Source organism: Gemmatimonas sp. UBA7669 (genome assembly GCF_002483225.1).
Lineage (GTDB): Bacteria > Gemmatimonadota > Gemmatimonadetes > Gemmatimonadales > Gemmatimonadaceae > Gemmatimonas.
Window position 1 is genome coordinate 43,216 of the sequence record NZ_DLHL01000063.1, and the last position, 25,349, is coordinate 68,564.

Consider the following 25,349-nt stretch of genomic DNA (forward strand, 5'->3'; position numbering starts at 1 on the left):
CCCCCCCCCCGTAACATGTCGGCGTGTGTGTCATGAGAAAATTCAAAGCGATCGAGGCTGATTATGAACGTGTCGGAAAAAGTTGTGAATTTCGCGCTGTTGGCTTCCGCCGCTTGCGCACTGGTCGTGACCGGCTTGCTGGTGCAGCAACGGTTCGAGCAAAAGAGGCAGAACGAGGAACTCAGACCTCGCCACGTTTCTGGTTGGCCAGAATTGCAGGCGGGTCCGTTGGTTACCGGTGACCCCAACGGAACGGTAACGTTGGTGGAGTTCTCAGACTACCAGTGTCCGTTTTGCGCCCGCTTCGCTCTCGACGTGCTGCCTGAACTCAAGCAGAAGTTCGGAAGCCAGCTCAAGGTTGTGCATCGCCAGTGGCCATTGAGCAACCATCCTCACGCATACGCTGCGGCTCGCGCTGCGACTTGCGCGGCTTCGCAGCAACGATTCGAGCAGATTCATGCAGCGTTGTTCAAACGGCAAACTGAAATAGGGAAGGCGGCGTTCGTGGATTTTGCGAAGGAGGCCGGAGTGAAAGACCTCGAAGTGTTCGCAAAATGCGCCGCAGATACAGTGCCAGTCGCGAGTATCGACTATGACATTCGACTGGCGGAGCGTATCGGCGCACTTGGGACTCCGACGATCCTCGTCGATGGGTGGATGTTCTTCGGAGTGACTGCTCAGCAGCTTGACTCCGCAATCACTGCTGCCATTCAAAAGTAGAGGTGGCGTATGAATCGATCGACGAAGTCCGCTCCCCGAGGCAAGCACGAGGCTGCTGGAATGACTCTAGGAAGGATCCAACACGTCATCAGAGCTCGACGGATGCTCGCTGTCACTGGTTTCGTGGCCCTCACGGCGTGCTCAGAGTCGCGCGTTGGCGAAGCTAGCGGCGCTTCCGACAGTGCGAGATCGAGCACTTCTGGCTCAGATACACGGAGCTCTGCCATGGCAACGAACGACTCATCGAGCAGTCGCTTGTCATTGTCAATGGATACTCTGTGGTCGCGCGGATCGCTTTCGGGAGCTGACGATGCCTTTGGCTCGCTGGTCGATGCTGCACTTGGCGATCACGGTAGCGTTTTCCTACTCGATAAGGCTACGCTCAGCATCCACGTATTCGACTCAACTGGCCAGTTTGTCCAGGACATCGGCCGCTCAGGGCGAGGGCCCGGAGAGCTGTCGAAACCGCGCAGTCTCTTGTGGTTGCCCGGCGACACACTCATGGTTCTCGACGAAGTAAATGGAATCGTCTTGTTCGCACAAAGCCAGCTACAAGAAATACCACGCGCCAGAAACATTCCACTACCGCTTGAAGGTCAAGACGCCTGTCGGTTCAGATCCAACTATATCGTGACTGCTGTACATGACGGGAAGCTACTCCACGTGTTCTCAGATAGAGGCGAACTAATCAGATCTTTCGGTGAATTCCTCGGCCCCACTCAGTATCCTCATCATCGGCCGGCGTTCAACGACAGGGGAAAGGTTGCTTGCTTTCCAGAGTCCGATGTGGTCGTAACCTCATCCTTTTACTTCTCCGAGATCCGTGCCTATCGTGTGTCTGACGGTCGGCTGCTTTGGACCGATTCGATCCCAGGGTCCGTGCCCTACACCATACTCACCACGCAACAGATGTACAGTATCGGTCAGCCTCGTTCAGGTTCTGACCACCAGTACGTGCTTCGGCCGTATTCGGAGAATCAGGTGATCGCACAATCCCGCCGCACGAAGGATTCCGTTGAAGTGATCAAGACGTGCGTACTGCGCATTCACGCGCCTGGATGCATGTACGTGTCTCAATCGCTGCCGGCGATTCCTTCGAAGCAAAATCAATGGGCCCTCTTGCTACAGGAGCACGATTTTTGGCGCGCGAGTTTGGTTCACCTTCGTCAATCGACCACACTCGGTTCCGGGCGACCGTCCCAACAATGGGAAGCCGTCCAACCCACCGCTCTTAGAGAGACCAGAGAATACCGATGACAATCCGACAGCGTCTCATCGTAACTGCGCTTGCCGCCTTCACTTCGCTGGCAGGCTCCACCATGCTTGCAACTCGAAGCATTGCCCAAGATGAACTTCCGGGTGACGGGGGCGGCTGCAACTCGAAAAAGTGCGACGGCGACTCTTGTGAATCAGCCGCGCGCTTCAATTGCGTTGGAGGCAAAGCCTACTACTCCATCTCGACAGGCGAGTACCTAGGCTGTAGCTCCAGCGGCACCGGCACCCAGTGTTGTTCCGGCACGAGCTGCTAGCGTCCATCCTGGACGGGGGGCTGGGCTGGCCTTCCGTCCAGCCTCCTTAGCACCCAGTTTACTGCAGTCGGGGATAGTCCGTTGGCTCACGTTAACCGTGCCTGCGCATTGGCTGCGCGCATCTTGCGCATCAGCGGCATTCTTGGATTCCTAATCTCTTACGCGGGGTGCGAAGTCCAACAAAGTGCGGACGGATCGAATGGGCAAAACGAAACTGTAGCGCAAGCCATCGCCGCGATCCGAGCTGCTGATGTCACGTTGGTGTACGTAGGCGCGTCAGACTGCGCCTTCGCCCGATCGCCCTCGGCTCAGCAAGCCCTGCGCGTCGCACTCGCCCACTTTGATAGCCTCGCAGCGTTCACAGGCAAGCGCATCGTGAAGATTGGGATCTCACTCGATCAGATAGACTCGCTGGGCGTGCTGCACCTGCGTGGAGTCGGTCGATTCGACCATCTTTTCCCGAGTGGTACGCTTGACAACCCTGGTCAGCTCTATGTGGCTAACGCATACCTAGGGCTTCCGAGTGTTATGCCTCAACTCGCGTTGGTCGCGTTTGATTCTTCGGCAATCGAGCGCTCGAAGGTCGCCCCTCGGGTACTTTTTCGGGCGGAAGGTCTTCAGGAACTGCTTCGCTGGAAGGATCGCGGCTGGATGGTGCCGAGCGGCGCCTTGGTCCAATAGACCGGGTGCCTTCCAGGCGCCCAGTTTGCTATCTTTCAGGACTCGGTGGTACTGGTGTCGCGCGCGGGACCCTCGCGCGGCACCGGACCCAGGTCCTCATCCTTCATCCGTTGGCTACCCGCATGGCGCAGGCGCCCCGTACCGCAGGCTCTTCGGCCTCCCTGAGCGACGATCCGATCGAGTCGCTCACCACCTGGCTGCAGGTGAACAGCAAGCCGATCGCCATGGTGGTTGGCGGAGTGGCCGTGGCGGCAGCGGCCGTGTTCCTGTACCGGAGCACCACGGCCTCCACCCGCGAAAAGGCGTCGGCCGCGCTGTACACCGCGCAGCAGCCGTTCGTGGAGGGCAAGTACGCCGAGGCCGAGACGGCGCTGAAGAAAGTGGCCGACGGGTTCGGCAGCACGGCTTCGGGTCAGCAGGCCCTTCTCATGCTGGCGCAGGTGTACTACGAGCAGAAGAAGTACGACGAGGGCATCAAGGCCGTGGAGCAGGCGGTGGGCTCGGCCAGCGCCGAGTTCAAGCCCAGCCTCCAGGCCATGGCGGCTTCGGGGTACGAGCTCAAGGGTGATATGGCCAAGGCGGCCGAAGCCTATGGCAAGGCGGCGGCGGCTTCGCGGTTTGAGACCGAGAAGCAGACCTTCCAGGCAGCGCAGGCGCGCAGCCTGATGGCGGCCGGCAAGTTGGCGGACGCCAAGCCCATCTGGGAGTCGCTGGCGCAGCTCGATGGCACGCAGGTCCAGCAGGAAGCGCAGGTTCGACTGGGCGAAATTGCGGGCAAGCAGCCCTGACATTCCGTTGGTTCGTGCGTGTGAATTGCGGCCCGATCGACATGCGATCGGGCCGCTTTTTTGTGCCCGACATCGGGTCTGCAGGGGAGTGTTCAGTATGGCTACACCAAGGCGTCATTAATGGGACAATGGTAGTTGTCTTTCGAAGCAATAAATGCGTATAATACATGTTATGTAAACCAAACATGGTGGATAACTGTGGGAAAAGTCCACGTGGAAATCTCCGGGAAATCCCTCCTGATGGCGTATGTGTATGCCAATGAAAGACTTAGTGTCTCTCAACGGATGTCCGTGAGGAGCCGACGCTCACACAGTGTTCGGACTGTCCACCTGTCCACATTCCGAACGGCACATTTCGCCGGACCCTTTTTCGGTCCTTATTGCACAGGACCAAGCCTGTGAGCCACAACGGCATTTCGCCGCCATTTCGGCGCCCGTTTTCCCATCGGGCGCGACCTGCGATCTCAGGCCAGAACGGGCCCCAGTGAGCCGATCGTGCCGCGGAAAACCTCGCGACCTTCCCCGCTCAAGGTGGGGTGGTAACCGGCTCCCTCGCCGCCAGCCTCGGTCAGCGTCACCCGGACATCGAGCCCGCTGCGAGTCTCGAGCACCACGTCGGGGACCTGGGCCAGGCCCCAACGGGCCAGCAGTACCGCGGTGGCCACGGCGCCGGTACCACAGGCCAGTGTTTCCCCCTCCACCCCGCGCTCAAAGGTGCGGTAGCGCCAGCGGCCCCCCGGGAGCGGCGACACCCAATTCACGTTGGCGCCGGCGGGTCCGGTGCTGGGGTGCCAGCGGAGTCCCGGGCCGCGGGCCGGTAGGTCGATGAGATCGACGTTGCTGGTGAGCAGCACCAGGTGCGGGATGCCTGCCACCGCGAACCCCACACGCTGCTCGTTCGGGCCAAGGTCAATGGCCATGCTGCTGCGGATGTCCGTGACCGGCTGCAGGTCGATGGCTGGCCGGATGGGCCCCGCGCCCGAAGCCGAGAGGCGGCTGGTAATGGCACCGGCTCCGGTCTCGAGCGCCATGCCGGACGGGCTGGTCATGCCCCAGGTTGCCGACAGCGCCGTTGAGCAAAGCGTAGCGTTTCCGCAAAGATCGGCGGGCGACCCGTCGCTGTTGTAGTAGTGCACGCGGACGTCGGTGGTGCCGCCCGTGGGCTCAAGAACCACCACGCCGTCAGCCCCTATCCCGTTCTGGCGATGGCAGATACGGCGTATCGCCTCAGGTGCTGTGACAAGTGCCAGCGGCACCTCGCGGGCATCGAAGAACACGAAGTCGTTGCCGGACCCCGTCATCTTGACGAAGGGCAAACCCGAGAGCGGATCGGCGCTGGACATGCGAGACGGGATCAGACCTGACCGGTGAGTGCCCACCAGCGAAGCCGCCAGACCATCCACACGGCTTCGCGCACGATGCGCTTGGACATCTTGGACTCGCCCTCGGTTCGGTCGTGGAAGACAATGGGAATTTCCGCGATACGGAACCCTTTCTTCCAAGCCCGAAAGCTCATCTCGATCTGGAACGCATAACCATTGGAGCGCACCTGATCGAGCGGGATGGCCGCCAGGACTTCCCGGCGGAAGCACTTGAACCCGCCGGTGCCGTCGCCCAGCCGCAGACCCGTCACAGCGCGCGCATAGATGTTGGCGCCATAGGACAACATGAGCCGGGTCATGGGCCAGTTGACCACCGTCACCTTGCCGTCCCGGTAGCGTGAGCCCAGCACGAGGTCGGCATCGCGGACCGCCGCGAGGAACTCGGGCAGGTGCCGCGGGTCATGCGAGAAGTCGGCGTCCATTTCAAAGATGAACGCGTAGTCGCGCTCGAGCGCCCAGCGGAACCCGGCCAGATAGGCGCGGCCCAGCCCTTCCTTGCCCGGCCGGTGCAGCACGTGCACCCGCGGATTGTCCGCCGCCATTTCGTCGGCGAGCTGGCCGGTGCCATCGGGCGAGTTGTCGTCAACCACCAGCACTTCGAGCCGCGAATCCTGATCGAGGATCTGCGGCACGATGCGTGTGATGTTCTCGCTTTCGTTGTACGTGGGCACGATGACGATGCCCCGTTCACCCAACGCCAGCGCACCGCGCGCTGGGGTCTGCATTCGTGTCACGCGATAGTCTCTGAGGTCTCGGGCGCCGGACCGACCGACCGCCGCCGGTCCATCGCCGCTCCGAGAACCCACCAAAGCAGCGCGGCGCCAAGTGCCAGCAAGGTAACGAGTTTGCCCGTGTGATATGGAGCGCTGTCGAAGCGCAGCTGCACCTGTTTGGCACCCGTGGGCAGTTCGACGCCGATGAGCGTGAAGTCTGCCCGCGCCGTGGTGGCCGGCTGCCCGTCCACAGTAGCCGTCCAGCCCGGGTAGTAGTTCTCCGACACCACGAGGGCACTGCCCGTCGGCGCCGGGCCATCGAGTGTGATGTCGATGGCCCCCGGTTCGAAGCGGGTGACGTTGGCGCGGAACGGCACGGGTTCGGGCAGCGGCGAATTGACGGGCTGGGCCTCGATGGTCGCGCTGGTATCGAAGATGGCCACGCGCTTCACGTCAAAGAGCGGGTTGAGCACCGTGGCCTTGGCGGTGGGGTCGTCGAGCTTGACCCGCATGGGCGCGACCCAGGCGGCGGGGTGATCGCCCGGCAATTCGTACAAGAACGTCATGGTGCCGGCGGCATTGCGCACCGGGCCTGCCACCAGCTTGGCGCCCTGGAAGGGCAAGCCGGGGGCGTTGGTGAGGAAGTAGCGGGCATTGGTGAGCGACCAGAAGTTGGGATTGGCCAGCGAGGCGAAGCCTTCGTTCTTGCCGTAGAGCTCCTGGAAGCGCCCAAGCTCGTTTCCGTGGTAACCCAACACGCCACGCACGCCGTGCGCCATGAGCGCATCACCCAGAATGAAGGGGTCGTGCGACGCGAGGTTTTCACCCAGCGGGATGGCGATAACTCGGGACGGCTCCGGCGCATTCTTGAGGAAGCGCACGATGTCGTCTTCGGCGTACAGCACCGAGGCCGGCTCAGAAAAACTCCAGTAGTGCCGCTCAATGCTCCAGAGGTCGAGCGCCACCACGGCCGTGAGTGCCCAGCCAGCGAGGGTGGCCGTCAGCTTGCCGCGTGAGGCCAGCACCAGCACGACCAGGGCGGCCAATACCGCCAGCGCCGAACGCCAGGCGCCGAGCACTACGTTGGATGCGTTGGCCTGAATGGCGTCGCCCCGCACATCGCCCAACATGGAAAAGGCCAGGTTGGTGAAGGCGCCTGCCGAGGCCAGTCCGGCCACCAGCACGGCAAAGACCGACCAGCCAATGGCGTAGCGCAGGGTCCCCTTCCCTGCCAGCACCCGCTCGGCGCCAAAGGCAGCCAGAACGGCAATGGAGAAGGACACCACGTACAGAATGGTGCTGGGGGCCCGGAAGAACTTGGAGCCCGGCACGATGGCGTAGACCAGCTGATAGAACGGGGTGTTGCCGCCCCAGGCCCAGAACAGCGAGACGATCAGCGCGCCGAGCCAGAACCAGGCGTGGCGACGATGACGATTGAGCAGACCGCCACCCAAGGCGAATACGGCCAGTACCAGCACGCTGGCGCCCACGTATTCGCTATGGAAGTGAATGCCATTGCGGCCCCAGTAGCTGTCGAGGATACCGGAGAACTGGGGCAGGTAGAGGTTGATGGTCTCTTCGAGTGGGAACGAGAACGACGTGGCGTAGTCGTAGCCCTTTCCACCGGCACGCGGCGACCAGGGCACGTACTCGCGCACCGGCAGATACTGAATGGCACCCATGGCGCCGCCAAGCAGCACAGCGCCAAGGGCCAGTCCGAGGCGCGGCCACTGGCTCGCGGCGGCGGGCGTGGCGGCTGGGGCGGTCGCCGGCTTGGCACTCGCATCGCCATTGAGCGCAGTGGGCGAAAGGGCCAACCAGAGGGCAAAGGCTCCGGATGTCAGCAGCATGTACTGCAACAACTGCGGATGCGGCGACAGCACGGCCAGACCGACAATGACGGCCAACGCCCCCCACGCGGTCTGACGTCCGTCACGCATGCCGCGCACCAGCGCCCAGAGGGCGGCCGGCAGCAGCGCACTGACAAACAGCTTGCCGTCGTGGCCCGGTGAGGGGTACGAGGCGACGGCCCCACTCAGCAGGTACGCCACGCCACCAATGATGGCGGCCTGCGTCCGCACGCCGGCCGCACGCAGAAAGCCCGCCGTGAAGAACCCGGCCAGCACCGTGTGAATGATGAAGCCCCACGTCATGGCGACGTCGGTGGGCAGCATCATGCGCAGCAGGAAGGTGGGATAGAAGATGTCGCCGTGCATGGCGGCGACGTACGGCATGCCACCGAACTGGTAGGGGTTCCAGAGCGGAAAGCCGTTACCTGCGCGCAGCGACTGCGCGGCGAACTCGCGGAAGGAGTAGCCGGCGATGTACTGGTCGCTATTGGGATTGACCAGAAACGCGCCGCCGAGTGCGGGCCACGCCAGCAGCAGCGTGGCGAGGACGCATACGCCGGCCGCCAACCAGAGCGACTGGCGGGAGTCGGGCGAAGACGTTGGCGACGGGTTGGATCGAGCCATGAAGCGCAGTGTCAGAAGAAAGAAGCGGGAGTCACGAGTTCTGTCGCAGGGCGGCGCGCTGCCCCGGGCTCAGGGTGAGCAGGGCCAACAGCCCTGGCAACACTTCGAGCACGGTGAGCCAGATGCGCGAGGTCGCACTCAGAACCGCCGCGTCGCCCTGCCCCGCCATGCCCAGTCCCACCAGCAAGCTGCCCAGCGCGAGCTCCCTCACGCCGAGCCCGCCGGGCGCAAAGAGCGCCAGGAAGCCCGCCAGATACGAAGCCGAGTAAACTGCGATGAACACCAGCGGATCGCCACTGATACGTGGGGTTACCGCGCGCGAAAACATCCAGAACGCCACGCCGTAGGCCACCCAGGACAGCAGGTTGATCCCTGTGGCCATCCATAATTGGCCGGCACTGAGGTGCTGGCTGGTGAGCGGCAGCCCGCGTCGTGTTGCAAAGGCTGCCAGGACACGAGGCAAGAGTCGCGGGAGTGCTGCGACCCCCACCACAAACCCGATGGCCGCAGCAATCGACACAACGCGGAAGCCAGGAGCGACATACTCGAGGCCATCGGCGCCAAGAACGACCGCCATGGCCAGTCCGGCGCCAAGGTTGAGCAGCGTCCCCAAGACGGAGGAACCCGCGGCGGCGACGCCCGACACACCTTCCTTGGAGGCCATGTACCCCAGCGCGCCAATGGACCACACCTTGCCCGGCAGCCAGCGCCCGAGATTGGCGATGGCCCAGATGCGGGTGGCTGAGCCAAAGGCCAGATGACCGCCCCAGCCGCGCAGCAGGATGCGCCAGCTGTGAATGAGCATGGCGTAGGTACCCAGCACCACGGCGGTGGCCATGGCCACCCAACGCCACGCGATATCGAGCGACTGCCAGGAGGCCGCGACGTCTTCCCACTGCTTGGCCAGCGCCACCACGATGAACCCGATGGTGATGAGCAGCAGCACCGTGCGCACCGCCGGTTGACGCAGCATGCGCGTCATAGACTGCAGAAGCGAGGACATCAGGCGACGCCCTTTGCCAGATGGCCAGTCCTCGCCTGCTCGTAGAGTGCGAGGTAGCGTGTGGCCACTGCCGCGGGGGCGAAACGCTGCAACATGAGGTGCCGAGCCTGCGCGCCGTGGGTCTGTGCCAGAGCTTCGAGTTCGGCGTTGGCCCCGGCAAACTGCGACAGCGCAGCGGCCAATGCCGGGATGTCCCCCACCGGCACCAGCGTGCCACCATGCGCCGGGTCCACCACGTCCAGCAGACCGGCATCGGCGTACGCGACGACTGGCGTGCCGGCCAACTGCGCTTCCACGCCCACCAGACCAAGGCCTTCTCCGCGTGACGGCATGGCGACTACGCGCGCCCGTGCGTACCGAGGCAGCAGGTCCTGTTGCGCGAGTTGTCCGTGCCAAGTGACGCGTTCGGCCACACCCAGCGCACTCGCACGCTCGCGGAGCGCCGAGGCATCGGGGCCATCGCCCACGACATCCAGGGTCAGTGTGTGCGCCGGTGGCAGTGCCAGCGCCTCGAGCAGATCGGCCAGGCCCTTTTGTGCGTTCAGTCGACCGACGAAGAGTACGCCATTTCGCTCCGGATGCCCTTCGGCGTCTGAAGAGGCACTCGCGGACCTGGGGCCAAGAAGTGGGCTGACATCAACGGGCATCGGCGCGACTTCCACCGGCACCCCGGCAAGGCGGCTGGCCGTTTGTGCCAGCCAACTGGACACGGCGGTTCGCACCGCCGCACGCTGCAACACGGCACGCATGAGCGGATGGGCCGCCGGCTTCTTTGCCGCCAGACGCACATCGCTGCCGTGCATGGTGACAACGACCGGTGGCCACCACGGGCGTATCGCACCAAGCAGCGCCAGTCCCGACGGGAACCACCAGTGGACATGCAGCGCGTCGTACGGTGCACCTTCGCGGCGGGCGCATTGCACCGCCTCACGTACGGCGCCACGCATGGCCCAGAGCAACTGGAGCAGCGCGAATCGTCCACTCCACGAGCCGGCCACGGCTTCGGCCATGGTGCCGGTGTACGCCAAGGTCATGCGGGCGTCGCTGGCGTAGCGCACTCGCGTAATGGACACGCCTTCGATATGGCCGTGTGGCGCAAGCCCGCTCGCGCCTGGCGCAAGAACATCCACGCGCGCGCCGGCCGCCTGCAATGCCACCGCCAAGCGCAGAACAAACGATCCGGCGGCGTCCCCGGAAAAGCGGGGTACGTTGTGTGTGACAAAGAGCAGGCGCGGCGAACCGCTCACCTGCCGGCCGCGTCGCTGTTGTGGTGGCTGGCCATACCGGTGGCGCTCGACGCATCCGTCGACTGACTGGCGTCGATCGCTTCCTGTTGGGTAGTCGCGACGTCGTCGAGTTCACGGCGGAGCTCCCGCACTTCGGCGCGCTGCTGCGCGATTTGTTCGCCGAGCAGACCGGTGGCAAAAAACACCGAGCCGAGAATGAGTGTGGTCTGAATGACGGTCCACACCCAGCGCTGTCCCTGGCCACTGATCAGCAACCACACCAGTGCACCCACACCAGCCAGCACACCCACCGCAAAGAGCGCGGCGCCGAGCATGCCGAAGGCCAGCAGCGGCTTCTGGCCGAACCGCAGTTCGAACCACACAGCCAGCATGTCGAGCACGCCCACCGGTATGCGCGACAGGCCAAACTTGGAGCGACCGGAATGACGCGGATACAGCGGGATGGGCACTTCGGTGACGGTGAAGCCCTGCGCCGCCGCCATCACGATCATGTAGCGATGAAAATCCGGCCGCATGGGCAGCGAGGCCATGATCTCGCGCCGGTAGGCTTTCACGTTGTTGAGGTCGCGCACCGGGATGTGAAAGAGCGTGCGACTGAGCCCGTTGTAGATGCGCGACACAAACGCCTTCTCGTACTTGCCCTGCTTGAACCCGGTGACCATGTCGGAGTCGCCGGCCAGAATGGGCCCCACCAGCGACGGGATGTCTTCCGGCTTGAATTGCAGGTCGGCGGGATAGAACACCAGCACCTGACCCTGCGCGTGCAGATAGCCGGTGCGCAGGGCCTCGGCGATGCCGCGCTGTGCACGATGCCGCACGGGACGCAGAAACGGATAGCGCGTGGCGAGTTCCTGCAGCAACGCCCAGCTCCCGTCCGCCGAGCCATCGTCCACCACCAGGACCTCGTAGCGCGCAGACTGCGCGCGAATCATCGCATCGCAGAGCTCCACAAAGAGCGCGAGGTTGCCGGCTTCGTCCTTGGCGGGAACGAGCACACTCACGTCGACGGGCGCGGTGAGCGCGCGACGCGGTGTGGGACGGGCGGGTCGGGTACTGACAGCCATGAATGAGTTGATGCGGGGAGACGGCGACGAGCGTTGCGACGCCGGCGCTACACGCGCTTGCGCATGCGCGCGGGCAACACGCCGAGCTGGTCGCGATACTTGGCCACGGTGCGTCTGGCGATTTGCACACCGGTTTCCTGGAGAATCTCCACGATGGCCTGATCGGTGAGCGGGTTCCGGGGATCTTCACCGGACACGAGTTTCTCGATCTGGTCCTTGATGCCACGGGCCGATACGTCGTCACCGTCCGCGGTGGCAAGGCCAGACGAAAAGAAGAACTTGAGTGGCAGCACGCCGCGCGGCGTCTGCACGAACTTCTCGTTGGTCACGCGGCTGACCGTGGACTCGTGCATGCCCACGGCCTCGGCCACTTCGCGCAACGTGAGTGGCCGCAGGGCCTGCACGCCCTTCTCGAAGAAGTCGCGCTGACGGTCCACGATGTAGTGCATGACCTTGAGCATGGTCTGACGCCGCTGCTCAATGGCCTGGATCATCCAGTTGGCCGAATTGAGCTTGGAGGCGATGAAGTCCTTGCTCTCGGCATCGAAGCGCTTCTTGTCTCGCGCAAGATCCTGGTAGGTGCGCGAGAGCTTGAGTCGCGGCAGGTTGCCGTCGTTGAGGAAGATGTGGTAGTGGCCGTCGATCTTCTCGACGACGAGATCGGGAATGATGTAGTTGTCGCTTCCCGCGCTGTAGCGCAGGCCCGGCTTGGGATCGAGCTTGGCGATTTCGTCTGCCGCGCCCTGCACGTCCTGCGCACTGATGCCATAGCGCTTGGCCAGTTCGCTCCAGCGATGGCCGATGAGTTCCTCGAAGGCCTCCTCCACCAGGCGATGCGCGAGCGAAGCTTGCTGCCCCGCGGCGCGCAACTGCAGCAGCAGGCACTCCCGGAGATCCCGCGCGCCCACACCCGGTGGGTCGAGATCCTGCAGCACCCGCAGCATGGCCAGCACTTCGTCTTCGCCGAAGAGCGGAATGTCGCCCTGGATGTCGCGGGACTCGGCCTCGCTCAGCAAGCGTTCGTTGACCGCCGAGCGGATTTCTTCGAGTGGACAGGCGAGGTAGCCATCGTCGTTGATGTTGCCGACGAATTCCTCGGCGAGAAACTGCTGCCGTGGCGAGAGGTCAAGCAGCGCGAGTTGCTCGCCGAGATAGTCGGCGAGATCGGTGGTGGCGACGGTAACCGGCTCGATGTAGTCGCGCTGCTCAGTCTCTTCGCGCGCGCCACCGGTCTCGAAGCCGTCGAGCAGCACGGCCTCCCAATCCACGTCGTCGTCACCGGTCTTCTCCGGCTCGGCCTCGGCCGAGGCCTCCGGTTCGGTGAGATCCTGCGGTTCGGGCGAGTCTTCGTTGTCCGCCGAGTCGTCGTCCTCGTCCTCGGGTTCCACCAGCTCGAGGAAGGGATTGGTCAAGAGTTCCTGCTTGAGATGCTGCTGCAAATCCAGCAAGGGCATGTACAGCAGATCCATCGCCTGATACAGGCGTGGATTGACCTTGAGCTCCTGGCGGAGCCCGGTCGTCTGCTGCAGGCCGGTTCGCATCAGACGGCGACCTCGGCTTCGTCATCGGCGAAGCGCTCACGCAGTCGGGCCGTGAGCGTGGGGCCAAGGTAGATGCGCGCCACCTCGTCGTCGAACACGAGCTCGCGCACGGTGCCCGACACTTTCACCTGGCCGTCGAACATGATGTAGGCGCGGTCCACGATGTCGAGCGTCTGCTCGACGTTGTGGTCGGAGATGAGCACGCCGATGCCACGATGCCGCAGGTCGGCCACGATGGACTGGATGTCGTGCACCGCGATGGGGTCGACGCCCGCAAACGGTTCGTCGAGCATCATGAACTTGGGCTCGGTGACGAGCGCGCGCGTGATCTCGAGCCGGCGCCGTTCACCGCCCGACAGCTGGAAGGCCTTGCTGTTGCGCAGGTGCTTGATCTTCAGCTCGTCGAGCAACGACTCGAGACGTGTCCGACGGGCCGCTTCGTCGAGTGGCAGCGTCTCGAGGATGGCGAGAATGTTCTGCTCGACCGTGAGCTTGCGGAAGATCGACGGTTCCTGCGAGAGGTAGCCAATGCCCTGCCGTGCCCGCTGGTACATGGGCATGCTCGTGATGTCCTTGCCATCGAGCCGAATGGTGCCGGCCTGCGGGGCAATGAGTCCCACGAGCATGTAGAACGTGGTCGTCTTGCCCGCGCCATTGGGACCCAGCAAGCCAACGATCTCCCCCTGCTGCACACGAACGGCCACGTCGTTTACGACGCGTCGCCCACGATAGACTTTGACGAGGCCATCGGCGCTGAGGATGGAACCGTCCGGTACGATGGCGGACGGACGGCCGGTTTGCCCTTCGACACCGCGGCGCGGCTCTTGGGCGGACACGGGCTCCGTGTCCGGCTCAGGCGCGTCCATTGGTGGGGTGGAAGGATCGGGAGGGTTCGTCATATCCGGCGTCGGAGGGCGAATGTCGAATAGTATGCATCAAGCCACGCTGGCGCGCGGTGCGGAGCAAAAGGCCGCGGCCCCGGCTCGGGAGCCGATCCAGGGCGAGCGGCCAGTCTGTCCGCCCCTCGTAGCGCCATTTCGGCTCCCAACAAGGTATCCGGTCTCGGGCGGCGGGCGGTCGTATCCCGTCGTCCGAGGCTGTCGCGCGAGGTGCTGTCAGACAGACTATCGGGGGCGGGTTCGAGATACAGGCCGCTGGCCGCGGAGTCCACGCGCACGTCGCGGACCGACCCGGTATCGAAATTCACGTAGATGCGGACCCCCCGAACGTAGTTGATGCCCGGCGGAGCCGACGGCCCCTTGGAGTTGGCCATGTGAAAAAGCGAGCTGGCGTTGCCAAGGGCACGGATTTCCCGCAAGCGTGTCCGGGTTCCGGCCTTGGTGGGGCCGCCTGGCCGGGGCTTGGCGCTGTCCGCCGCGGCCGCTGTGGTATCGAAGAACGCCAGCACGCTGTCACCACGCAGCACATCCTTGCCCGTGGTCTTCATGCGCAGCGTATCAGGCGTGCCGATCGCGACGGCGCGTCCAATGGCCCGGACCTCCTGCACCTGGCGGTCCGCGAGCTTGATGCGCAGTGAATCGGCCTCGACATCCTGCTGGGGCGTGGTGGCCCGCGCCCGGCCTTCGCCAAAGGCGAAGGCCTCATCGAGTTCCTGATTCTTGAGACGCATGTCGATGCGCTCGGCGTTCAGCACCAGTTGTTCGTTGGTGGCCGTTGCCTTGTGCAGCGCAAAGACCCGATCGAGCTGCCGATCGGTGCTGTACAGGTTGATGGTGTCGCCCGTCAGCACGAAGCGCTGCGCCGTATCGGTGTTGGTGATGCGCGCGCCGCGGATGAGCCGGGCCATTTGCGTGATCTTGTCGAATGAGGCACTGTCGCTGCGGCCATCAATGCGCTCACGCTCGATGGTCACGTCACCCCAGGCCATGAGCACGGAGTCCCCGGCGTCTTCGAACCGATTGGCGCTCACCACGACCGGCGGCTGCAGACGTCCGGTGCTGTCCTTCTCGATCATGCGCGCGGTGGACCGCTGCGGCGCAATCATGCGGGCATACGGGCGCTCTTCATTGGCCCGGTAGTACTCCATGGCCGGTCCCGAGAAGGTGCTACCGGTAGCCAGTTGGGTAACCACCACATTGCCATCGGCGTAGAGTCGGCCTTCCCGCGTGAAATACGTGGCGCGGGCCGCGGTCAGCTGCATCTTGCCGATCTCTTCGTAGACCACGTTGCCGTACAGATTCACCACGCCGGCTTGCTGGAATTGCTCGGCACTGTCGGCGCGCAAGCGATTCTTTTCACCCTGACAGCGCCCGACAAATCCACCGCCGATGAAGGTGTTGGAGACCGAATCGGAGATGCGGCTATACAACATGCGCGTTTCCGGCGGCGACTCGGCAAAATCGAGCACGCACTCCCGGGTGGCTGTGCGCTTCTTGCGTCGCGCCTTCTCCACCGAGTCGCGCGAGACGGAATCGCGTCGCACGGAATCGCGGGCGAGTGAGTCACGCCGCGCGGTGACGCGCGCCACGGAGTCCTTGCGCAGTGAATCGCGGGTGAGCAGGGCCAGCCCGGCACCCGCCCGCACGGCGGAATCGCGCGCCAGACTGTCGCGGCGGATGGAATCCCGCGTGGCGCTGTCGAGGGGCGCGCCCGGTACCACGGTGGGTCGCTGACTGTCCGCTCCCGGCACGGCAGCGCTCGGGCCGACAGGTCGCGTGCGGCCGGCGCCGCGGCAACCCGCAATGACCACCAGCACGGCGATCACCGTGAGACGCCACCAGGCATGGCGCGTGGCAAGCCCGCGATCACTCACTGCGCCGGAACCTTCACCGGTGCGACACCCTTGCAGGCCCGCAGACAGCGGAAGTTGGTAAGCGCCGGGTCGGACTCGAAGCCGATACCGGAGATTTCGCGCTTGGGCTCGGTGAGCACGAACGCCGAATCGGTGAAGAACTGATTGCGGACCTGATCGTACACCAGCTGCTGTGTGGACAGACGCTTGCCGTCTTCACGCACCACGACCACATCGCCACGTGCCTCAATGCGCGAGAGGCGCGCGTTGTACGTGGCCTCGCGCGAGGTCATCACGCCGTCCTTCACCCCAAGCGACGTGAAGAACGTGAGGTTGACGCGCCGCAGTTCGAGTCGTGTCCCATCGTCGTAGGTGAACGTGGTGTCGGCCAGCAACTCGCCCTTGTTGACGCCCTTGTCGGTGAGAATGGTGCTCACGCCAAACCCCAGCTGTTCGGCTGAGTCGGGCAGCAGGGCCTTGGCCGCGCGGGGCGGCGTCTTCTTGGCTGGCTTGGACGGACAGGCCGCGGCGCCCAACGTGACCATGGTCACGAGGGTAAGGGCGACCAGTCGCGCGCCATGGTGCAGCACAGAGGCGGCCCTCATGCGGCGCCAGCGCGGAGGAGATCGTGCAAGTGCACCACGCCCACCAGCCGTTCGTGACTGTCCAGCACCGGCATCGCCATGATGCCGTGAGTTTCCATCCGATGCACCACCGCACTCCCCAATTCATGATCGTAGGCCACGCGGGGCGACGTGCTCATCACGTTGGCCACCGGTTCCGACAGCACGTCGGCCTCACGCTGCATGAGCCGCGTGAGGTCTCCTGCCGTGACCACCCCCAACACGCGCTCCTGTTCCGTGACGATGGCCAGGCCACGACGTTTTGCCAGCAGCACCACCGCGTCGCGCATGATGGCGTCGCGCTGCAGCACGGGCAGATCGTTGCGCTCCATGACGTCCTGCACCCGTGTGAGCAGCCGACGTCCGAGCGCACCGCCCGGATGGAGTCGCGCGAAGTCTTCGGGTCGGAACCCCTTCTCCAGCAGCACGGCCACGGCCAGCGCGTCACCCAGCGCCATGGTGACCGTGGTGCTGGTGGTGGGCGCGAGGTCATGCGGACAGGCTTCTTCGCGCACCAGCAAGTCCAGCGTCACGTCCGCATGCCGCGCGAGTCGCGAGCCCGCAACGGCCGTCATGGCGATCATGCGCACGCCCATGCGCGCCAGGGCCTCAATGAGGCCGAGCAGTTCGTCGCTCTCGCCACTCTTGGATATCAGAATGGCGACGTCATCAGGGCCCACGATGCCGAGGTCCCCGTGCACACTCTCGACGGGATGCAGGAAGAGCGCCGGCGTGCCGGTGCTGGTAAACGTCGCGGCCATCTTGCGGGCGACGTTGCCGGACTTGCCCACGCCGGCAATGATGACGCGGCCGCGGCAGTCAGTGAGCAGTGCCACGGCGCGGGCAAACGGCTCGCCCAGTTGGCGTTCCTGCTGCAGCAACGCCTGGGCTTCCTGCTCGAGCACCCGGCGTCCGCGTGCAATGATGTCACCGCTGCGGGACGCGAGGTCGGTGGCGGCGTTGGCGGCGCGATCACTCATTGGGCGTGCTCCATCTGTGTTTGGCCCTGCCGCTCGTTCACCACACTTCGGCTTTGCACGTAGCGCTCCACGGCGTCGTCCCAGGTTCCGCGGGCAGTAAGCAGCCACTCGGCAAACTCGCGCACGGCGCCGTGTCCGCCCCGAGCGTTGAGGTGCAGCGCGGCCACACGACGGATTTCCGGGACCGCGTTGCCCACCGCAACCGGCAGTCCCACTTCCCGCATGACGCCGAGATCCGGCAGGTCGTCTCCCACAAACGCCACGTCAGCGAGTGTGAGACCCAGCTCGGCGCAGAGACGCTGGAGCGCGGGCAGCTTGCGTGCTTCCGGGTCCTGAATGCAATGCGGGATGCGCAGTTCACGCGCACGCATGGCCACACTTTCCGACACCCGACCCGTGATGATGGCGAGGGTCAGTCCACTCTCGCGCAGCATGGCCATGCCCAGGCCATCCTGGATGTCGTAGCGCTTGAACTCAAACGGCCGCGTCGTTTCGCCGTCCGGCGAACGCGTGGCGCCGAGGTACACGCCACCGTCGGTGAGGACGCCGTCCACGTCAAAGCATACCAGGCGCACGCGCTCGGCCGCGCGACGCATGGCGTCACTCAATTGGGCGATGCGCGAGAGCGGCGGTAGTACGCCACCGCTGCCCGCGTCACCCGGGGCAAGATCAGCAGACGGCGAGGAGGTCATCGACGCGCGCGATCCCAGATGTCGACGGCGCGCATGACGAGGTCCGGCAGTTCATGCAGCGGAATCATGTTGGGACCGTCGCTCGGCGCGTTGTCCGGATCGGGGTGCGTCTCGAGGAAGAGTCCCTGCGCACCGGCGGCCACGGCCGCATAGGTGAGCGGCGCGATGAACTCGCGCGCCCCGCCACTCGTGCCGCCGGCGCCAAGGCCGGGCTTCTGCACCGAGTGCGTGCCGTCAAAGATGGCGGGTACCTGGCAGGCCTCGCGCATGCGGGCGAAGGCGCGCATGTCCACCACGAGATCACCATAGCCAAAGAACGTGCCGCGCTCGGTGACCGCCATCGGACCCACCGTGCGTCCGGCAAGAGTGGCGCCGGCCTCCACCTTGCGCACGGCCCCCTTCATGCCCTCCGGGTGCATCCACTGGCCCTTCTTCACGTTCACCGACTTGCCCGTGGCACCTGCGGCCAACAGCAGGTCGGTTTGGCGGCAGAGGAAGGCCGGGATCTGCAGCACGTCCACCACCTGGCCGGCCGCCGCACACTGTGCGGGCTCATGCACGTCGGTGAGGATGGGCAGCCCCGTGGCCGCACGCACACGATCGAGCGCCGCGAGACCGGCTTCGAGGCCGGGACCGCGCACGCCATCGACGTTGGAGCGATTGGCCTTATCGAAGCTGGCCTTGAACACGATGCCGCCGGGCACCTGTTCGGCGAGACGTGCCAGCGCCTCGCCGACGCGCAGGTTGAGCGCGTCGTCTTCGAGCTGACAGGGACCGGCGAGGAGAAAGAGCCGATCGGACGGAAAGTGGGCAGCGGACACCGACATCACTGATTGACGTGTTCAAGAGCCGGCGCCGGCGCGCTGCCCCCTTCGAGGTGCTTGCGGCGCGTAGCTGCCGCCACGAACCCGGCAAACAGCGGATGCGGACGCAGCGGTCGCGACTGCAGTTCCGGATGGAACTGGCACCCCACGAACCACGGATGGGCCGGCAGTTCGATCATCTCCACGAGCGTGTCGTCGGGCGACAGGCCGCTGAGACGCAGGCCGTGCTCAATGAACCGCTCGCGGTAGCGATTGGACACTTCGTAGCGATGACGATGCCGTTCGCTCACCTCGTCCTGCCCGTAGATCTCGGCGGCCTTCGAGCCGCGCTGCAGGCGGCAGGGATAGGCACCGAGGCGCATGGTCCCACCCTTGTCGGTGACTTCCCGCTGCGAGTCCATGAGCGAGACCACGGCGTCGCTGCATTCGGGCGCAAACTCGCTGGAGTGACTGTCACCGAGGCCAAGCACATGGCGCGAGAACTCGATGATGGCCACCTGCATGCCGAGGCAGATGCCGAAGAACGGCAACTGCATTTCGCGTGCGGCGCGAATGGCCTCGACCATGCCTTCCACCCCGCGCACACCAAAGCCGCCCGGCACCAGCAGGCCGTGGTGCTGCGAGAGAATTTCGCGGGCCTTTTCCGGCGACGTGAAGTGATCGCTCGATGTCCACGCCAGTTCCACACCCACTTCGTTGGCAATGCCGCCGTGGATGAGGGCTTCCTGCACGCTCTTGTAACTGTCCACGTAGTCGGTGTACTTGCCCACCACGCAGATGCGCACCTTCTCGCGCGGCTGCGTGATGCGCTGCACCATGGCGCGCCAGGCCGTGAGGTCGGGCGTGGGCGCCTGCAGACGCAAGCGCTCCATGACGCGTTCGGCAAAGCCCTGCTGCTCGAAGACCAGCGGGATCTGGTAGATGGTGGGCACGTCGGGGCTTTCAATGACCGCGCCGAAGTCCACGTTGCAGAAGAGCGCGATCTTGCGCTTTACATCGTCCTGCAGTGGCTTCTCGCTGCGGCAAATGAGGAAGTCGGGCTGGATACCGATTTCCATGAGCTCGCGCACCGAATGCTGCGTGGGCTTGGTCTTCACCTCGCCGGCGGCCGCGATGTACGGCACCAGGGTGAGGTGCACAAAAATCGCGTTCTCCTTGCCCACTTCGCGGCGGAACTGACGGATGGCTTCGAGGAACGGCAGCGACTCGATGTCACCCACCGTGCCGCCGATTTCCACCAGCACCACATCATTGCCCGGTGCGATGCGCTTGACGGCGTTCTTGATCTCGTCGGTGATGTGCGGGATGACCTGAACCGTCGAACCCAGATACTCGCCGCGGCGTTCCTTGGTGATGACGTTCGAGTAGATGCGGCCGGTGGTGATGTTGTTGGCCTGCGAGAGCGGCCGATCGAGGAAGCGCTCGTAGTGGCCGAGATCAAGGTCGGTTTCCGCGCCGTCGTCGGTGACGAACACCTCGCCGTGCTGGAATGGCGACATGGTGCCCGGATCCACGTTGAGGTAGGGATCGAGCTTCATCATGGTCACGCGCAGGCCGCGCTCAACCAGCAGGCGGCCGAGCGACGCTGCCGCAATGCCCTTCCCGAGGGAGGAGACGACGCCACCGGTCACGAAGATGTACTTCGGGGTGGTGGCTCCCTGATTGGTCAACATGGAGGACATGGGTGCGGGGCTCGGAGCGGACGAGGGGGTGGTGGAGGTCACGATGTATGGGCAGCCCAGCGCGCGTTGGCGCGCACCAGGTCGTCTTCAGTGTCGATGCCGCCTTCGGCCGAGGGCACATGCGCCACGCCAATGGCGAGACCGTGAGCCAGCGGCCGGAGTTGTTCGAGGCGCTCGACCAACTCCAGCGGATGAGGAGCCCAGGCCACCCATTGCTGCAGGGCGGACCGGGTATAGGCATAGACGCCGACGTGCTGGTGCACGAGTGGTGCCAGCATGGCGGCGTCCTGGGGTTCCCGCAAACAGGGGATGGCAGCCCGTGAAAAATAGAGGGCCCGGCCATCATCCGTGCAGACGACTTTGACCACGTCGCGGCGCTCGAGCGCGTCAACGGGTACCGGTACCGCCGCGGTGCCGATGGGGGCCCGACCCTGCTGCACGATGTCCACCGCGCCGCGCAGCGCGGCGTGAGACACAAAGGGCTCGTCCCCTTGTACATTGAGCAGGACATCGAACGCCCCAAATTCCGGACGATTGGCCACTTCGGCCACGCGGTCGGTGCCACTGGGGTGATCGCTGCGGGTGAGGACCACGGGGATGCCGCGCGCCTGACAGGCGTCTGCAACTTCGGCATGGTCGGTGGCCACCACACAGGCGTCAGCCACGGCGAGCGCCGCTACGCGCTCGTGGACCCGGACGACGAGGGGTTCGCCTCCGAGGAGGCGAAGTGGTTTGCGGGGAAGTCGGGTCGCGCCAAGGCGCGCCGGAATCACCGCGAGGACCGGCATTGTCCTGTCCGTCGGGTCGTAGTTGCAGCAAAATTCACGCCAGTTAAGATACCCGTTTCGGCGCGACAAGGCAAACGGGCCGACTTTCCCCTCTTAGCGGTTCGGGATGCCTCTTTCGTGGTGGATCGGTTTCAACGCGCTGGTGCTGTTTCTGCTGGCGCTTGACCTCGGGATATTCAATCGCAAGGCCCACACGGTTTCGGTGCGCGAAGCCCTGGGCTGGAGCGCCTTGTGGGTGTCGCTGGCCATCGCCTTTGGTATCTGGGTGGGCCAGGCACTGGGGCGTCAGGCCATGCTGGAGTTCTACGCCGGCTATCTGGTGGAACAGGCCCTGTCGGTCGACAACCTGTTCGTTTTCATCCTGATTTTCGGCTACTTCCGCATTCCGCCCGAACTGCAGCACCGGGTGCTGTTCTGGGGCATCCTGGGCGCGCTGCTCATGCGCGGCGCCATGATCGGGGCGGGCGCGGTGCTCATCGCCCGCTTCCACTGGATCATCTACGTGTTCGGCGTCTTCCTCGTCTACACGGGGTTCAAGATGGCCTTCAGCGGCGGTTCACACGTGGAGCCCGAGCAGAATCCCGTCATTCGGCTGGTGCGCCGCTTCGTCCCGCTCACCACCCGCTTCCACGGCGAGCATTTCTTCATCCGGGAGCCACTCTCGCCAGGTGGGGTGGCGCGGCTTGTGGCCACGCCGCTGTTCGTGGTGCTCGTCCTGGTGGAGACCACTGACGTGGTGTTTGCGGTCGATTCCATCCCCGCCATTTTCGGTGTGACGCGCAATCCCTTCCTCGTCTACACCTCAAACGTTTTCGCCATTCTGGGCCTGCGCTCACTCTACTTCGTGCTGGCCAACATCATCGGCAAGTTCCACCTGCTCAAGTACGGTCTGTCCGTCGTGCTGGCCTTCGTGGGTGTCAAGATGCTGCTCAGCGAGATCCGTCCCATTCCCATCGGGATCTCGCTTGGTGTCGTGGCCGCGGTGCTGATTGGCAGCGTGCTTCTGTCCCTCGTTATCCCGCCGAAGGAAGAGTCGACGCCCGCCTGAGGCGGGCCATGCCCAGGAAGTTCTGCAGCAGGGCACGGCCGTGCTCGGTGAGAATCGACTCCGGATGGAATTGCACGCCCCACACCGGGTGCACGCGGTGCTGCAGTGCGTGGATTTCCGTGGGGTCATCGACCGCCGTGGCCGTGACGACGAGGTCTGCGGGCAGCGTGTCGTGCTCCACCACCAGTGAGTGATAGCGCATGACGCCCAGCGGTGACGGCACGCCGGCAAACAGCCCCGTGCCGTCGTGTGTTATGTGCGACATCTTGCCGTGCATCACGCGCCCCGCGCGCGTGACCACGCCACCGTAGGCCTCACCGATGGCCTGGTGGCCGAGACAGACACCCAGCAGCGGAATCTCGGCGCCGTAGCGACGGATGACGTCCACCGAGATGCCCGCGTCTTTCGGCGCGCAGGGGCCCGGTGATACCACGATGGCCTCGGGCTGCATGGCGCCAACCTCGTCCACGCTCAGGGCATCGTTCCGGTGCACCTCCAGCGTTTCACCCAGCTCGCCGAAGTACTGCACCAGGTTGTAGGTGAACGAGTCGTAGTTGTCGATGACGAGCAGCATGGGACGGCGGATGCGGGACGTGTGCGATGCGTGGGACCGACGGGGTCAGCCGCGCGGATGGTATTGCTTGTGCACACTCCGAAGATACTCACGATCGACGTGCGTGTAGATCTGCGTGGTGGCAATATCGGCGTGGCCGAGCATCTCCTGGACCGCTCGCAGGTCGGCGCCCCCTTCGAGCAGATGCGTGGCAAAGGAGTGCCGCAGCGTATGGGGCGACACGTGTTTTTCGATGCCGGCCAGCGCCACGTACTTCTGCAGAATCTTCCAGGCGCCCATGCGCGTGAGCGGCTTGCCCTGTCCATTGAGAAAGAGCAGCCCCTTGCCCTGCCCACGCTCGAGTACCGGACGGAGTTCGCGCAGGTACACGGCCACGGCGCCGATGGCCGAGCGGCCAATGGGCACCAGTCGCTCCTTGCTGCCCTTGCCAAACACGCGCACCAGGCCGTCCTCAAGCAGCACGTCCTTCTGCTGCAGGCCGATCCACTCGGAAACGCGCAAGCCGGCACCATAGGCCAGCTCCAGCATCGCGCGGTCGCGGAACGCGAGGCGCTCATCGAGACTGGGGGCGGACAACAGGCGCGTGATGTCGTCCACCGTCAGCACGTCGGGCAGGCTGCGCCAGCGCTGTGGGGCATCGAGGCGTTCGGTGGGATCCACCGTGACCAACCCCTCGGCAACCAGTGTGCGGAACCAGGACCGCAACGCAGAGAGCCGGCGGCGCACCGTACTGTTCTCACGCGGTTCAATGCCACGTTCCGGATCGGCGTCCTTGAGCGAGTAGAGGTACTCACGCAGGTGCGCCGGGCGCACGTCCTCGATGCGCTCCACGCCCTGGGCGCGCAGAAAACGTGCGCAGTCGATGACGTCGCGGCGGTAGGCATCGATGGTGCGCGGCGACGCAACGCGTTCCGTGGCGTACACGTCCAGAAACGTCTGGACATGCAGCCCCGGATACTGCGCCGGGTCGCGTTCCGGATCTGCCGCTGCGCGCGGACGTCCCATGGCTCAGGGCTCCCCGTCGAGCGTGTCGGTGTTGGCACGGGCATTGGCATCGACCCTGGCATTGGCGGCGCGACGACGACGCCACCACCAGATGCCAGCGGCTACGGCTACGATGCCCAGCGCCACGAGGCCGATGCTGCGTTGCTGCGTGGCAATCTGCGCCAGCAACACGTCGGCGTTGCTTCCGGCCCGGAAGGCCAGCACACACACGATGCCATACCACAGCGCGGAGGCGGCCGACATGGCGAGCAGTGCCCGACCTGCCCCGATGCCCAGGGCGCCGGCAACGGGCGGGACCACCGCGCGCACGGCCGGAAGAAAGCGACTCACCAGCACAGCCAGCACACCCTGCGTGGCAAAACGCTCAGAGAATCGTTCGGCCGCGTCCGCCGGAAACGCACGTGGGAAACGCTGCTGCAGACGCGGAAGGCCGAAGCGATGGCCCACCCAATACATGAGCATCGCACCGCCGATATTTCCGACCATGGTGGCGGCCCACACCCCGAACTCCGTCCCGTTGCCACGCGCCGCGACAAAAGCCCCCAACGCGATAACCGTGTCGGCCGGCAGCGGCGGGAATACGTTCTCCGCAAACGCGGCCACCACGATGATGCCGTAGAGCACCGGCTCGGGCAATCCGACTAGCCACGCCAGAAGGTCGGCCATCATGGGCGGCGCGGCGTCAGGCGCAGCACGTCAACACGAAGCCGCGCGCCTATCAGGCCGCCGCTCAGCGCGGCAGCAGCGATGCTGTGCAGAGCACCGCCAGACCTTCTTCGCGCCCTATCCACCCCATGCCTTCGTTGGTCTTGCCCTTGATGAACACCATGTCGGTACCCACCTGCAGGGCGGTCGCCAGCGCTGCACGCATGGCCTCACGATTGGGGCCAATCTTTGGCGCCTGCGCCACGACGGTCACGTCCACGTTGTGCACGCGCCATCCCGCCTCGTGCACACGCGCGACGGCCGCTTCCAGCATCATGACCGAGTCTTTGCCCTTGTTGGCGGCGTCGGTATCGGGAAACATCTGACCGATGTCCCCAAGGGCCGCCGCACCGAGAATGGCATCGGTCACGGCATGACACACGGCATCGCCATCGGAATGACCCGCGCAATGCACCGCGGACGGGACATCCACGCCGCCGAGGCGCATGGGGCCACCCGGCGCAAAGCGGTGCGAGTCATACCCGATGCCCACACGCATGGCGGGCGCCGTACTGGATACCGTGCCGCCGGTGC

At 64.9% G+C, this 25,349-nt stretch carries 23 protein-coding genes; 4 read left to right on the forward strand and 19 right to left on the reverse strand.

Annotated features, from left to right (window positions below; translation table 11 throughout):
- Positions 1–63: 63 nt before the first annotated feature.
- The 3 genes from B2747_RS19045 (at position 64) to B2747_RS19055 (ending at position 3,718) form a co-directional block, all read left to right on the forward strand.
- Entirely contained in the window at positions 64–720 is a 657-nt protein-coding gene (locus tag B2747_RS19045; protein ID WP_291164805.1) for a DsbA family protein, read from the forward strand.
- Between the two features lie 225 nt (positions 721–945).
- Positions 946–1,977 (forward strand): 6-bladed beta-propeller, encoded by a 1,032-nt coding sequence (locus tag B2747_RS19050; protein ID WP_291164807.1) that lies wholly within the window; start codon positions 946–948, stop codon positions 1,975–1,977.
- A 1,075-nt stretch (positions 1,978–3,052) separates the two neighbouring features.
- A complete protein-coding gene (locus B2747_RS19055; RefSeq protein WP_291164809.1) occupies positions 3,053–3,718 on the forward strand; it encodes a tetratricopeptide repeat protein in 666 nt (221 codons plus the stop codon).
- Between the two features lie 464 nt (positions 3,719–4,182).
- On the opposite strand, the gene dapF is transcribed toward B2747_RS19055, so the two are convergent.
- From dapF to kdsB, 15 genes are read right to left on the reverse strand one after another with little or no spacing between them, the layout of a single operon-like run.
- The gene (dapF, locus tag B2747_RS19060) at positions 4,183–5,061 is read right to left on the reverse strand and encodes a diaminopimelate epimerase (RefSeq protein WP_291164812.1); all 879 of its coding nucleotides are present in this window, start codon (positions 5,059–5,061) and stop codon (positions 4,183–4,185) included.
- Between the two features lie 11 nt (positions 5,062–5,072).
- The gene (locus tag B2747_RS19065; protein ID WP_291165365.1) at positions 5,073–5,825 is read right to left on the reverse strand and encodes a polyprenol monophosphomannose synthase; all 753 of its coding nucleotides are present in this window, start codon (positions 5,823–5,825) and stop codon (positions 5,073–5,075) included.
- A gap of 5 nt (positions 5,826–5,830) precedes the next feature.
- Positions 5,831–8,287, reverse strand: coding sequence for a YfhO family protein (locus B2747_RS19070; protein ID WP_291164814.1), 2,457 nt, complete (start codon positions 8,285–8,287; stop codon positions 5,831–5,833).
- Positions 8,288–8,318: 31 nt separating this feature from the next.
- Positions 8,319–9,290 (reverse strand): lysylphosphatidylglycerol synthase transmembrane domain-containing protein, encoded by a 972-nt coding sequence (locus tag B2747_RS19075; RefSeq protein ID WP_291164818.1) that lies wholly within the window; start codon positions 9,288–9,290, stop codon positions 8,319–8,321.
- Positions 9,290–10,537: a glycosyltransferase gene (locus B2747_RS19080; RefSeq protein WP_291164820.1), complete on the reverse strand. Its 1,248-nt coding sequence runs from the start codon at positions 10,535–10,537 to the stop codon at positions 9,290–9,292. The genes B2747_RS19075 and B2747_RS19080 overlap by 1 nt, the downstream gene beginning before the upstream one ends.
- Positions 10,534–11,601 carry a glycosyltransferase family 2 protein gene (locus B2747_RS19085; protein ID WP_291164823.1) on the reverse strand — a complete coding sequence of 356 codons (1,068 nt, stop codon included), beginning with the start codon at positions 11,599–11,601 and terminating at the stop codon, positions 10,534–10,536. Before B2747_RS19085 ends, B2747_RS19080 begins: the two co-directional genes overlap by 4 nt.
- A gap of 47 nt (positions 11,602–11,648) precedes the next feature.
- Positions 11,649–13,142, reverse strand: a complete 1,494-nt coding sequence (rpoN, locus tag B2747_RS19090; RefSeq protein ID WP_291164826.1) for an RNA polymerase factor sigma-54 — start codon at positions 13,140–13,142, stop codon at positions 11,649–11,651.
- Positions 13,142–14,041: an LPS export ABC transporter ATP-binding protein gene (gene lptB / locus B2747_RS19095; RefSeq protein WP_291164830.1), complete on the reverse strand. Its 900-nt coding sequence runs from the start codon at positions 14,039–14,041 to the stop codon at positions 13,142–13,144. The genes rpoN and lptB overlap by 1 nt, the downstream gene beginning before the upstream one ends.
- Complete coding sequence (locus B2747_RS19100) at positions 14,038–15,915, reverse strand: hypothetical protein (protein WP_291164833.1); 1,878 nt, start codon at positions 15,913–15,915, stop codon at positions 14,038–14,040. The genes lptB and B2747_RS19100 overlap by 4 nt, the downstream gene beginning before the upstream one ends.
- Positions 15,912–16,499, reverse strand: a complete 588-nt coding sequence (gene lptC / locus B2747_RS19105; RefSeq protein WP_291164836.1) for an LPS export ABC transporter periplasmic protein LptC — start codon at positions 16,497–16,499, stop codon at positions 15,912–15,914. The genes B2747_RS19100 and lptC overlap by 4 nt, the downstream gene beginning before the upstream one ends.
- Positions 16,496–17,497 carry a KpsF/GutQ family sugar-phosphate isomerase gene (locus tag B2747_RS19110; RefSeq protein WP_291164839.1) on the reverse strand — a complete coding sequence of 334 codons (1,002 nt, stop codon included), beginning with the start codon at positions 17,495–17,497 and terminating at the stop codon, positions 16,496–16,498. The genes lptC and B2747_RS19110 overlap by 4 nt, the downstream gene beginning before the upstream one ends.
- Complete coding sequence (locus tag B2747_RS19115; RefSeq protein WP_291164842.1) at positions 17,494–18,189, reverse strand: KdsC family phosphatase; 696 nt, start codon at positions 18,187–18,189, stop codon at positions 17,494–17,496. The genes B2747_RS19110 and B2747_RS19115 overlap by 4 nt, the downstream gene beginning before the upstream one ends.
- Positions 18,186–19,016 (reverse strand): 3-deoxy-8-phosphooctulonate synthase, encoded by an 831-nt coding sequence (gene kdsA / locus B2747_RS19120; protein ID WP_343125932.1) that lies wholly within the window; start codon positions 19,014–19,016, stop codon positions 18,186–18,188. Before kdsA ends, B2747_RS19115 begins: the two co-directional genes overlap by 4 nt.
- Positions 19,016–20,695 carry a CTP synthase gene (locus tag B2747_RS19125; RefSeq protein WP_291164847.1) on the reverse strand — a complete coding sequence of 560 codons (1,680 nt, stop codon included), beginning with the start codon at positions 20,693–20,695 and terminating at the stop codon, positions 19,016–19,018. The genes kdsA and B2747_RS19125 overlap by 1 nt, the downstream gene beginning before the upstream one ends.
- Positions 20,696–20,733: 38 nt before the next feature.
- A complete protein-coding gene (gene kdsB / locus B2747_RS19130) occupies positions 20,734–21,483 on the reverse strand; it encodes a 3-deoxy-manno-octulosonate cytidylyltransferase (protein ID WP_291164849.1) in 750 nt (249 codons plus the stop codon).
- 106 nt (positions 21,484–21,589) lie between these two features.
- Between kdsB and B2747_RS19135 the strand changes: the two genes are divergently transcribed.
- On the forward strand, positions 21,590–22,531 hold the full coding sequence (locus tag B2747_RS19135) for a TerC family protein (protein WP_291164852.1): 942 nt from the start codon (positions 21,590–21,592) through the stop codon (positions 22,529–22,531).
- On the opposite strand, the gene B2747_RS19140 is transcribed toward B2747_RS19135, so the two are convergent.
- The 4 genes from B2747_RS19140 to ispF form a co-directional block, all read right to left on the reverse strand.
- Entirely contained in the window at positions 22,497–23,105 is a 609-nt protein-coding gene (locus tag B2747_RS19140) for an anthranilate synthase component II (RefSeq protein WP_291164855.1), read from the reverse strand. The two genes, B2747_RS19135 and B2747_RS19140, sit on opposite strands and share 35 nt — an antisense overlap.
- A 45-nt stretch (positions 23,106–23,150) precedes the next feature.
- Complete coding sequence (gene xerD, locus B2747_RS19145; RefSeq protein ID WP_291164858.1) at positions 23,151–24,110, reverse strand: site-specific tyrosine recombinase XerD; 960 nt, start codon at positions 24,108–24,110, stop codon at positions 23,151–23,153.
- Positions 24,111–24,113: 3 nt separating this feature from the next.
- The gene (locus B2747_RS19150; RefSeq protein ID WP_291164860.1) at positions 24,114–24,779 is read right to left on the reverse strand and encodes a DedA family protein; all 666 of its coding nucleotides are present in this window, start codon (positions 24,777–24,779) and stop codon (positions 24,114–24,116) included.
- Positions 24,780–24,840: 61 nt separating this feature from the next.
- Positions 24,841–25,314, reverse strand: a complete 474-nt coding sequence (ispF, locus tag B2747_RS19155) for a 2-C-methyl-D-erythritol 2,4-cyclodiphosphate synthase (RefSeq protein WP_343125935.1) — start codon at positions 25,312–25,314, stop codon at positions 24,841–24,843.
- Between the last annotated feature and the right edge of the window lie 35 nt (positions 25,315–25,349).